Raw genomic sequence first — 10,726 nt, forward strand, 5'->3', positions numbered from 1 at the left:
CCGGATTCTTTCCGGACTTTTGCCGGATTTTTACCGGATTATTGGCGTCGATCAACGCAAGCGCCAGATCCGTAAATCGGCATGGAACGCGCGCGGGGCAAGACATCGGCCGGCAGCACGCGCGGTACATAAACGTGTAAACGCCTTGTGTCTTTTACAGGAATCCGCGTCGACCAGCTATTCGGACTCACCCCGAGTCTTCGGTCGTTCGGCATCCGCACGACGAACGGTACGTGTGTGCGAATTTCCGCGGCGCAAAGTTCGCATAGCCGGTTCCATACAAGCGCATTACACGCGGCACGCCGCATTGCGCAAAAAGCACGACCATCAGAATTCGACTCGTCTGGATCGCCGCGGAAATGCATTCACCGCCATGCTCACTCCGATGCCCACGCGCTGTTGCACATGGCCGCTATTTTCGCCCCGTTCCGCGCGCGCCGCATCGATAACCCCATCTGCGAAAAGGAGCAGGTGAAATCGCTCGAAAATGGCAACGATGTAATTAGGGATTTTCTGCGTCGCGCCATTGCATATGATTCGGACTCCCATTTTTTATAACGGCAAATAGCAGCGAGTAACTGTGCTTCCGGCCCGTCGTCGTCACGTTGCACGTTGCGCACACCGCTGCGCCTGCAACAAAACCCGCAATACCGATTCCGCGCGTGCAGCCGGACAAACAGCGCAAGCGCACCTCGCAATAAAAGTGCGACGCGCATATGCAATGCGCGGCAACGGGCGCGGCCCGATGTAGCACCTCGCTCAAGACATGATCCGCGTCAAAGAGCCCGCGCCCATACATGCTCCAATCGAATCATGGCGCCGCTGCGGCGCGTGACTGGGAGTCGACGATGAAACTCACGTTTCTGGGCGCGGCGGAAACCGTAACGGGGTCACGCTATCTGCTGGACGCAGCCGGCAAGCGCGTGCTGATCGACTGCGGCATGTTCCAGGGCACGAAAAACCTGCGTCAGCGCAACTGGGCGCCCCTGCCCGTGCCCGCCAGCTCGATCGATGCCGTCATCCTGACCCACGCGCACATCGACCACTGCGGCTACCTGCCCGTGCTCGCACGCGATGGCTTTCGCGGCCCGGTCTACTGCACGCCCGGCACGGCGGATCTCTGCGAGGTGATGTTGCACGACAGCGCACGGCTGCAGGAGGAGGAAGCCGCGTTCGCCAACCGTCACGGCTACTCGAAACACCATCCGGCGCTGGCGCTGTACACGGTCGAAGACGCCGAGCGCGCGCTTCGCCTCATCCGCCCGCACGAGTTCGATGCGCCCGCCGCGCTCGGCGCCAGGCTCGGCTTCAGGCTGCTGCCCGCAGGCCATATTCTCGGCGCCGCCAGCGTCGTGCTGTCCTGCGACCACACGCTAGTGGCGTTCTCCGGCGATCTCGGCCGCCTCAACGATCCGCTGATGCGCGCGCCTCTCGCGCCCGCGCATGCCGACTATCTCGTCGTCGAGTCGACCTACGGCGACCGCCTGCACGCCGCGAGCGATCCCGAGGACGAACTCGCGCAGATGTTCGCGCGCACCTTCGCGCGCGGCGGCATCGTCGTGATGCCGTGCTTCGCCGTGGGGCGCGCCCAGGAAATCCTGTATTACATCGCGCGCCTCAAGGAAACCGGACGCATGGCGAGCGTGCCGGTCTATCTCGACAGCCCGATGGCGATCAGCGTGACCGGCCTGTACCGCCGCCACATGCGCGAGCACCGTCTCACGCTCTCGCAGTTGCACGCCATCGACCATGCGACGTTCACCGCGCGCACCGTAGAAGAATCGAAGGCGATTGCCGGGCATCGCGGGCCGATGGTGATCATCGCGGGCAGCGGCATGGCGACCGGTGGCCGCGTGCTGCACCACCTCGCGCTCTACGCGCCCGATCCGCGCAACACGATCGCGCTTGTCGGCTATCAGGCCGCCGGCACGCGCGGCGCGGCACTCGCGGCGCACGCGCCCACCATCAAGCTGCACGGCGAATACGTGAGCGTGCGCGCCGAAGTCGCCGCGATCTCGTCGCTATCGGCCCACTCGGACTACAGCGAAACGCTGCGCTGGCTCGGCGGCCTGACCTGCCCGCCGCTGCGCACCTTCGTCACGCACGGCGAACCTGCGGCGGCGGACGCGCTGCGGCGGCGCATCACCGAAACACTGGGCTGGCGCTGCGAGGTGCCGGGCTACCTGGAATCGGTAGACTTGCCTGAGCCCGCGCAGTGCGATCAACCCTGCGCCGCCCGCGAAACCGCGCTGCCCGCACAACCCGGATCTGCATCGGTATGAGGCGCGCACCTTTGCAGACCGGCATCACCGTAACGGCGCCCACCACGCACACCGCGCCCACCGTAACCGCTTGCCCCGTTCGTGCGTTTCGTGCACTTCGTGCGCTACAAAAGGAGTTGCCGCGATGACCTACAAAACCCTGCTGGTTCACCTCGATACGAGCAATCGCGTTCAGGCGCGGCTCGAAATCGCCCTGCGCTTCGCGCGCCGGTTCGATGCGCATCTCACCGGACTGTTCGCGACCTTCATGCCGGACCCACGGGGGTTCCATGCCATGGCTGGCTCGGCCAGCTGGTTCGAAACGCAGCGCAAGCTCCACGAAGAGCAGCGCGGCGCAACCGAGCGGATCTTTCGCGCGGAGTTGCAGCGCGCCGGGGTGAAAGGCGAATGGATTGCGGCGTCGCAGTCCGCCGAGCCATCGGTCGTCGCGCACTGCCGTTACGCCGATCTCGTCATCCTCGGGCAGGACGACCCGGACGACCCGCAAACCTATATCGCCGACCGTTTTCCCGAGTCCGTCGTGATGGCGTCGGGCCGGCCGGTGCTCATGCTGCCGTATGCGGGGCACCACGAAGCGGTGGGCTCGCGCGTACTCGTGGCATGGAACGGCAGCCGCGAGTCGGCACGTGCGCTTTACGACGCCATGCCGCTTCTCGCCGGCGCACAACGAGTCACCGTCGTGCGCATCAACACACCGGGCTCGGGCGCGCCGGTGCGCGCGCCGGGCACCGATGTCACGGCGACGCTCGCACGGCACGGCGTGAACGCCAGCTACGCTGAACTTCGCAACGACATCGACGAAACCAGCGGCGACGCGCTTCTCTCCTTCGCCGCCGGGGAAGGCTACGATCTCCTCGTGATGGGCGCGTATGGACATGCGCGCTGGAAAGAGCGCGTGCTCGGCGGCGTGACCCGCACGATCGTCGATTCGGCGACGGTGCCGGTGCTGATGTCGCATTGAACGGCCGGACGCTCGCTGCGGCTTTGCTGCGGCGTGTGCAACGTCGAAGCGAGACGAAGCGAAACGAAACGAAACGTATAAAACGCCAACGGCCGTCGACGACGTGACGGCCCGCTGGGCCAACGATTATTTGGTCGGAGGAATACACGGTGTACTCACGCATACTCGTTCCGCTCGACGCCAGCGAACAGGGGGTCGCCGCGTAGCGACCGTTTTGCCGGACCAGTTTCCAGACCAATTTCCGGACCATAAGCGGAAAACCCACGGAGAACCCACGATGCGCCGCACGTTTCCCGGCCTCGACCGGCCAGTTGCCCGCGCAGAGACGCGGCGCGCACGTCGCAGGTGGCCGCTCGCCACCGCGGCATTCGCCGCCGCGCTTGTCTGCGCGCATGTTTTCGCGCAATTGCCCGAACCGACACAGCTCGTCAACGCGCAACACTGCATGTTCTGCCATACCATGGATGCAGCTTTTCTCGCGCCGTCGTTTCGTCAAATTGCCGAACGCTACCGCAAGACGCCCGACGCAAGCGCGATGCTCGAACACAAGCTACTGACCGGCGGTCGTGCGCACTGGGGCGACACGCCGATGCCGCCGCCCGAACAGCGAGGCGGCCCGCTTTCCCGCGACGATGCCCACACGCTCGTACAGTGGGTATTGAGCCAATAAACCGACGACTTTCATTTTCGGAGTGCCATTATGCGCATCACCGCTCATCTGGACCGCTACGATCGCCACAACCCCGACGCCTGCGCCATCGTCTGGCTCGACACGCAATCGGGCAAGTGGTCCCGCGAAGGTCATGTCGGCAGCGGCGTGCCGCCCTGGGGGCATGCGGGGCACGCGTCGGACGGCACCTGCCTGCTGGCGGGCAGCGACGAAGAGCCGCTATGTGTGCTGGAAGGACTCGATCTTGCGTCCCCGGGCGGTCCGTTCGAAGGCGAAACCGGCGCAATTCGCTGGCTTACCCACGACCAGCACAGCCGGCACGACCGGGCCGACCAGGCCGAGAGGGAAGAAGGCAGATGGCATGTTCAGTGTGTGGACCCGACGGAGTGCGTGGCCGCCGACAGCCTGTTCGCCGACGAAGGCATGTGAACCGGCACAAGCGGACAGCGCACGCAGGCGGGCGGAGCAGCGAATCACTCGCACATGTTCTCGCACATGAGGTCACACATGAAACGCGTGACGGGATTTCAGTTCGATCCACAGCATGCCTTCGCGCAACCCGTCCAGCACGGCATCAGTTTCGTTTTCAAACGTGCTGTGATGGGTGAACGTGTGAGTGAACTGCGCCTGGGGCCCTGTGTGCTCGACGTGAATCAGGCAACCGTACCCGCCCTCCGGCGACGGCACGCTTTCCGCGGTCACGCTCCACGTCCCCGCGTCGATGTTTCCGTTGAGAGTCATGACTCACGCTCCATAGCAGGCAGCTCGCCCTGATCGTGCGGTGAACCCGCGCGCCGTTCGCGAGCACGCTGTCGATTTGAGCATAGACCCGGCAGATCGTGCGCGGTTGATGTGCATCAATCGCGCTTTTCCGGTTCGCTCCGAACCGGCTGCCGGGCCGATTCGGGCAGGCAGGGTACAACGCGGGGAGTGACGGCTCGCGTGCGGCAGCGAGTGAGTCTCTTCCCGATTCAAGGAGCCAACGTCATGGCCATGCGTGTCGATCTGAGCGGCGTGAAGCAGCGCTACCGCCTCTGCTTCGTGCGCGACACATGGGCGTTCTTCACCCGGCTCGACCTCAATCGGCAGTGGGGCGACGGCTGGGAGCGCGCACCGTACGAGCAATACGCCGGGGAACCGTACGCCGGGGAACCCGGCCAGATTCTGAAACTCGCGTTCGACGGCCCGCTGCTGCGGCCGGAAAGCGGCGCGCACGGCGCAGCGTACAGCGTGGAAACGATCAACGCCGGCCACGCTCCGTGGCTGCGCACCGAAAACTACCTGGTGCCGAAGCCGCTCTTCATCATGGGCGGATCGACGATCGAGAAGTTCGTCGAATACGTCGAACTGGTGGGCGGCACGGTGTACGCGCCGCTCGGCTGGGGCGATCTCGTTCGTCCTCAAGCCCCGCCAACTCCGGCAGTGCCGGACCACACGCGTTAACCGCGCCCGCTGAACGTCTCGCGCCCAATTGCCTGCTGGTTAGCTGCCGGTTACCTGCTGACTACCTGCTGGCTGCGCGCTGCGGCACGCCCGGCGCGCGTTGGGAAACCGCGACGCTCAGCGCCTCACAAGACGCACGTCCGTGTCGTCATTTCACGGAACCTTACGCTGCATCAGGATCCGGTCTCGCGCGCCAGGCGAGACTAGACGGGTAACGCCCGCTTCGAAGGCCGAATGCACGCGCTCGCCGGTCCATCCCGCCTTCGGTATGAAACCCGTCGTTCTGGCAAGGAGACTGTTGTGCAAGCAAATATCGGAACCGTCGACCGGATTATCCGGATCGTGATTGGGCTGGCCCTGATTGGCCTCGCCGCAACAGGACGCATCGGCGTCTGGGGATGGATTGGCATCGTGCCGCTCGTCACGGGCCTCGTGCGCGTGTGCCCGGCCTACCGCCTCCTTGGGTTGAAGACGTGTCCGCTGTCCAAATCCGATTCGAAGTGAGCCTGCTTTAAAGCCCGCCCCGCTTTAAAGCCCGCTCAACCAGCCCCACTCGCTGCGACGTGCGCAGGCCATCTGCGTACGTCGAAACAGCCTGATGCGGGACCATTGCAGCGTGGCGGTACGACGAAATCATCCGTTCGAGCCACGCTGCCCTTCCCTTGTCATCCGCCGCGTAGCCGGATCGACCCGCAACATCTCCGGATCGCCTGCGACAACTTGACACTCAAGTTTCGGGACGCACCCGCCGTTGAGGCGCGATGGGTCTAATCAGCGACGGGCGATGTTGGATAAGGCTCGCCGGTATCAATCGCCTGATCAATCGCCTGGGGTCCGCAAGAAAATGTATACGAGCAGCTACCACGTTCCCATTTCGAGCCTGATCGCACGTCCGTTGCTCACCTGCACGCCCGACACCTCGGTGCGTGAAGCCGTGCGCCGCATCCTGGCCGAAGGCTGCAGCTCGATCGTGGTGATGGAAGGCGCCAGTGCCGTCGGCATCTGGACCGAACAGGACGCGCTATTGGCGGGCGAGGATGCGAACACGCCCGATCTCCCGATCGGCGCTGTCATGAGCGCCCCGCTGCTGACGCTCGATGCCGACACGCCGCTGGGCGAAGCGGCGGTCCGCTTCAAGCAGTCTGGCATCCGCCACTTCGGCGTCGTGAAAGACGGCGCGTGCATCGGCGTGATCACGCAAACCGACGTCATCGTCAACCAGGGCGCGGAGTTTTTCCTGCGCCTGAAATCGCTCGAATCGATTCAGCTGCGCGCGCCCGTTGTCGTGCCGGAACAGTTTCCGCTGCACGACGCCATTGCTACGATGCGCAGGAACAAGCTCGATGCGGTCGTTGTGACCTATGCGAACGGCGAGCACGGCATCCTGACCGAACGCGACGTGGTGCGGCTGATCGCGAACGAAACGCTCGCGGGCGTGGTCGGCGACCATGCGAGCCGCCCGCTGCGGGCGCTGGCAGCCACGCAGAGCCTTTACGCCGCGCAGCGCTTCATGTTGCAGCAGCATATCCGCCATCTCGGCGTGCGCGACCCCCAAGGCCGTCTCACAGCCGTGCTGAGCTTTGCGGACATCATGCAGAACATCGAAGAGGAGTATCTGAGCGAGCTGCAAAGCGCGCTGATCGAGCGCGACGAAGCGCTCGAACGTGCCCGCTTCAATCTGCGCATGGCCGATCTCGTGTTCGACTCCGCGCTCGAAGGCATCATGGTGACCGATCGCCACGGCAAGATCGAGCGCGTGAATCAGGCGTTTACGCGCCTGACCGGCTACTCGGACGAAGAGGTTTTCGGGCGCAGCCCGAGCCTTTTGAACTCGGGTCATCAGGACGCGTCGTTCTACCAGAACATGTGGCACTCGCTCGTCACCAACGGCCACTGGCAAGGCGAGATCTGGAACCGCCGCAAGAGCGGCGAGCTGTACCTCGAATACCTCACGATCACGAGCATTCACGATACCGAGGGCAACATCTCGCACTATGCGGGCATCTTCTCGGACATCACGCAGCGACGCCAGAACGAAGAGCGGCTGCGCTACCTCGCCACCCACGACGTACTGACCGGCCTGCCGAATCGCGCGCTGTTCGAGGAGCGGCTCGAACGCGCGATCATCCATGCGAGCCACAGCAAAAGCCAGGTCGCGGTGATGTATCTGGATCTGGACCGGTTCAAGCTCGTGAACGATACGCTCGGCCATCATGCCGGCGACGAAGTGTTGAAGACGGTGGCCGCGCGACTCGCCGCGGGCGTGCGCGACAGCGATACCGTTGCACGGCTTGGCGGCGACGAATTCGCATTCGTGCTGGAGGAATTCAACGACGTGCGGGACGTGGGCCGTATTGCGAAGTCGCTGCTCAATTCGGTCGGGCAGGCCATCGATCTCAACGGGCACGATATCTTCACGACGCCGAGCATCGGCATCAGCATCTATCCCGACGACGGCACCGAAGCCGAGCAGTTGATGATGCTCGCCGATCAGGCGATGTACGGCGCGAAGAACCAGGGCTGCAACGCGTTCCAGTTCTTCGAGAGCAAGATGACGTCGTCGGCAATCGCTCAGCTCGATTTGGTCGGCGAACTGCACCGCGCACTCGAACAAAACGAATACTGCCTGTTCTACCAGCCGCAATACGATCTTTCGAGTGGACGCGTCGTCGGCGTCGAAGCCCTGCTGCGCTGGCGTCACCCGCATCGCGGGCTGCTGTTGCCCGACAAGTTCATCTCGATCGTCGAGCAGTCCGCGCTGATCGTGCCGCTCGGCCGCTGGGTCCTTCAGGAAGCCTGCAGACAGGCGCGCAACTGGCTCGACGCGGGCCTCGAATTCGGCCGCATCGCGGTCAACCTGTCGGCGCGGCAGTGCCACACCGATAGCTTCCTGACCGACCTCACGCGGATACTCAGCGAAACCGCGTTGCCGCCCGAACGCCTGCAACTCGAACTGCTCGAAAGCACGACGATGAACACGCGCGAGGAGATCGGCGTCTTGCTGCGCGAACTGGAGACGCGCAACGTAAGCGTCGCCATCGACGACTTCGGCACAGGTTACTCGTCGCTCGCGTATCTCAAGGATCTGCCGGTCGATACGCTGAAGATCGACCGATCGTTCCTGAGCGGCTGCGACGCGCACAGTGCGGATCGCGCGATCATTCGCGCGATTGTGGCGATGGGACGCGCGCTCGATCTCGAAGTCGTGATGGAGGGCGTGGAAACGCAGGAACAACTCGCGTTCCTGCAGGATGCGGGTTGCCATCAGGGGCAAGGTTTTTTGTTGGCCCGGCCCGCGCCCGCGGAACGGGTCAACGAGCTTTTGTCGTGGCAGCGCAGTGCTTTTCCGATGCCGCCGGGTCAATATCATGCTAGCAAGGCGGCGCTTGCGGGGATGTGAGGGCGGCTGAGGCGGCGGATCGCGGGAGCGGCACATGGGTATGCGACCGCGCTGCCTCAGAGATAACGTCCGATTGCGCACGTTCTCCAGCCTTGATTCAATTGAATTCTTTTTTATCCCGGCGCCCGGCTAAGCAAACCAATTCGTGCCGCCTCTGAAGCGGCGACGTGAATACCTCGTCACACAGGTAACGCATGGCCTCGTTCACCGTCATCACGTTCGGCGCGCCCAGCGAAATGCGAGGAAGCATCGCGGCAACCGGCACCGCAAGCAGCGTCTTCATAATTTCCCGGCGAGACAGCGTCTTCATACCGCCCCCGGGCGCAGGCGAATCGATTCCACTACCCCGTCCCACAGTTCCAGTGCCTCGCCGTCGTTGGCGAACGATTCCCTGTTCGTGGTGTACGCACTCTCGCCAACGCGCAACGACAGGTTCAGGTTCGGCTCGGCCAGCGAGTACGCCTTGCCAGGCGCCTCCCATTTGAAGCCGTAGGTCCGCTTTCCGTCCTGGGTACCGGCCACCAGAATCTCGTCGGCCTTGATCGGGCCCACTGGCCGCGCGCGGTTGCGCAACTGGCCCACGCCCACCACCATGCCCAGCAGGGCAGGCAGAACACCGCCCGCGCGGGCGCGCAGGCCTTCAGGCTCGTCGCGCTCGTGCACATAGGAAGTCAGGCGGAACCAGGCGTCGGGTTTGTTGCGCAGCCGGATGTTCAGTTCCCATCTTTCCGGGTTGAAACTTTTGGAGGCCAGCATGACGTCGCCAGCAACAAAACCTATCCCCTCCGGTAGCTCGCCGGAAGGGATTTCCCGCCACTTGTGCGACAGGCTTTCACGAAAATCCAGTATCAGCTTCTTCCGGTCGTCATCAACAGTGCCTGAGTACTTCAAAACCCTGGTACCAGCCCGGTAGTAGGAGTCGAAGTGATACTGGAGAATCGAGTAGTCACTGTCCCATGACACAAGGGTAATGGCGCCGTTGGGATGGCGCACCCGCTCAACGAACATGCTCCCGTGCGTGTCATGTCTGGCCGCACGCCGTTCCCGCTCCCGCTCATTGACGACGAGGTCGAAACTCCCCTGCGTCGTGATATCCGGCAGCAGCGCAATACTGGTCTGGTTGACCGAATACGTTTCGATGGTGGTTGCGTCACCGGGCAGATCGACCAGATGCCTGCCGATTGCACGTGTTCTCCAGCCTTGATTCATTTGGGTTCCTTTTTGTGCCAGCGGGCCTGCTGGGCGATCTTGACGATGGCGTACATGGTGGCGTACAGCGATCTCCCGTGGTCATCGCTGTAACTACCCTGATGGTCATAACCGAAGTGTTCGTTGCATCGCCCAGGGTTGCCGTGCCCGTGGACGAAACTCATCGTGATACCGGCCTTGCCCGGCGCTGCGCCGGAATACACCGGGACGGTGCCGTCTCCGGGGCAGTCGGGTTCGCCGATGGTCAGTTCAATGCCTGAGGCAGTGAAGAGCCTGCCCTTGCGGTCGTCGCTGGCAATGGAAAGCCCGGCTGCGTCCAGACCGTCCAGACCATGCCCCTCCCACGACACCTCGCCCCAACTGAAGCGGTGCCGGCTCTCCAGCAGGCCAGTGCCCGCAATGCCACCGCGGGCCTTGTCCGCATCACGCTGCCCCTGCGCGCCGTAGTGCGCGTAGGTCGGGGATTTGTACTTCCCCTGGATGGATTCATGGAATTTCCTTACACCATCCAGAACTTTGTTCAGCGTCCGGCGCGACGCGTTTACTTTGGGCATCTCGTCTCCAGACACCTGCTCCCGCTTCTTCCCTGGATTCATAAGTGCAAGGTTCTCCTCCGGCACCAGCCCGTACCACTCGGGCGAGCAATAAATCTCGCCATACGGATCCCCCTTCTGCGGCAGCGCCAGAATCTCCTGGCCACTGGCCCTGTCACGCACCTTCAGCCACGGCTTGCCATCGTTGTAATCCGCCGTCGGCAGCAG

At 63.6% G+C, this 10,726-nt stretch carries 11 protein-coding genes and 1 pseudogene; 8 read left to right on the forward strand and 4 right to left on the reverse strand.

Annotated features, from left to right (window positions below; translation table 11 throughout):
* Positions 1-405: 405 nt before the first annotated feature.
* The 5 genes from Q0L30_RS08495 to Q0L30_RS08515 all read left to right on the forward strand — a co-directional run bounded on the left by Q0L30_RS08495 (position 406) and on the right by Q0L30_RS08515 (position 4,342).
* Positions 406-558 carry a hypothetical protein gene (locus Q0L30_RS08495; protein WP_296653801.1) on the forward strand — a complete coding sequence of 51 codons (153 nt, stop codon included), beginning with the start codon at positions 406-408 and terminating at the stop codon, positions 556-558.
* A gap of 290 nt (positions 559-848) precedes the next feature.
* Entirely contained in the window at positions 849-2,282 is a 1,434-nt protein-coding gene (locus tag Q0L30_RS08500; RefSeq protein ID WP_296653804.1) for an MBL fold metallo-hydrolase RNA specificity domain-containing protein, read from the forward strand.
* Between the two features lie 124 nt (positions 2,283-2,406).
* Positions 2,407-3,243: a universal stress protein gene (locus Q0L30_RS08505; protein ID WP_296653811.1), complete on the forward strand. Its 837-nt coding sequence runs from the start codon at positions 2,407-2,409 to the stop codon at positions 3,241-3,243.
* A gap of 406 nt (positions 3,244-3,649) precedes the next feature.
* Entirely contained in the window at positions 3,650-3,913 is a 264-nt protein-coding gene (locus Q0L30_RS08510) for a c-type cytochrome (protein ID WP_296653851.1), read from the forward strand.
* Between the two features lie 30 nt (positions 3,914-3,943).
* Positions 3,944-4,342, forward strand: a complete 399-nt coding sequence (locus Q0L30_RS08515; RefSeq protein ID WP_296653815.1) for a DUF3564 family protein — start codon at positions 3,944-3,946, stop codon at positions 4,340-4,342.
* Positions 4,343-4,414: 72 nt separating this feature from the next.
* Here the strand turns inward: Q0L30_RS08515 and Q0L30_RS08520 are convergent, their stop codons facing one another.
* Positions 4,415-4,654: a hypothetical protein gene (locus Q0L30_RS08520; RefSeq protein WP_293040299.1), complete on the reverse strand. Its 240-nt coding sequence runs from the start codon at positions 4,652-4,654 to the stop codon at positions 4,415-4,417.
* A 246-nt stretch (positions 4,655-4,900) separates the two neighbouring features.
* On the opposite strand from Q0L30_RS08520, the gene Q0L30_RS08525 reads away from it, so the two are divergent.
* The 3 genes from Q0L30_RS08525 to Q0L30_RS08535 all read left to right on the forward strand — a co-directional run bounded on the left by Q0L30_RS08525 (position 4,901) and on the right by Q0L30_RS08535 (position 8,756).
* A complete protein-coding gene (locus Q0L30_RS08525) occupies positions 4,901-5,356 on the forward strand; it encodes a hypothetical protein (RefSeq protein ID WP_296653822.1) in 456 nt (151 codons plus the stop codon).
* Positions 5,357-5,656: 300 nt separating this feature from the next.
* Positions 5,657-5,860 (forward strand): DUF2892 domain-containing protein, encoded by a 204-nt coding sequence (locus tag Q0L30_RS08530; RefSeq protein WP_296653824.1) that lies wholly within the window; start codon positions 5,657-5,659, stop codon positions 5,858-5,860.
* A 340-nt stretch (positions 5,861-6,200) separates the two neighbouring features.
* Positions 6,201-8,756: an EAL domain-containing protein gene (locus Q0L30_RS08535; protein ID WP_296653826.1), complete on the forward strand. Its 2,556-nt coding sequence runs from the start codon at positions 6,201-6,203 to the stop codon at positions 8,754-8,756.
* A 97-nt stretch (positions 8,757-8,853) separates the two neighbouring features.
* On the opposite strand, the gene Q0L30_RS08540 is transcribed toward Q0L30_RS08535, so the two are convergent.
* The 3 genes and pseudogenes from Q0L30_RS08540 to Q0L30_RS08550 form a co-directional block, all read right to left on the reverse strand.
* Entirely contained in the window at positions 8,854-9,066 is a 213-nt protein-coding gene (locus Q0L30_RS08540; RefSeq protein WP_296653829.1) for a hypothetical protein, read from the reverse strand.
* Positions 9,063-9,965 carry a T6SS immunity protein Tli4 family protein gene (locus Q0L30_RS08545; RefSeq protein ID WP_296653830.1) on the reverse strand — a complete coding sequence of 301 codons (903 nt, stop codon included), beginning with the start codon at positions 9,963-9,965 and terminating at the stop codon, positions 9,063-9,065. The genes Q0L30_RS08540 and Q0L30_RS08545 overlap by 4 nt, the downstream gene beginning before the upstream one ends.
* Positions 9,962-10,726: pseudogene (locus Q0L30_RS08550) on the reverse strand (hypothetical protein); the annotation flags it as partial. The pseudogene Q0L30_RS08550 and the gene Q0L30_RS08545, both read right to left, overlap by 4 nt.

The sequence above is a fragment of the Paraburkholderia sp. genome (assembly GCF_024281035.1).
In the GTDB taxonomy this organism is placed as follows: Bacteria; Pseudomonadota; Gammaproteobacteria; order Burkholderiales; family Burkholderiaceae; genus Paraburkholderia.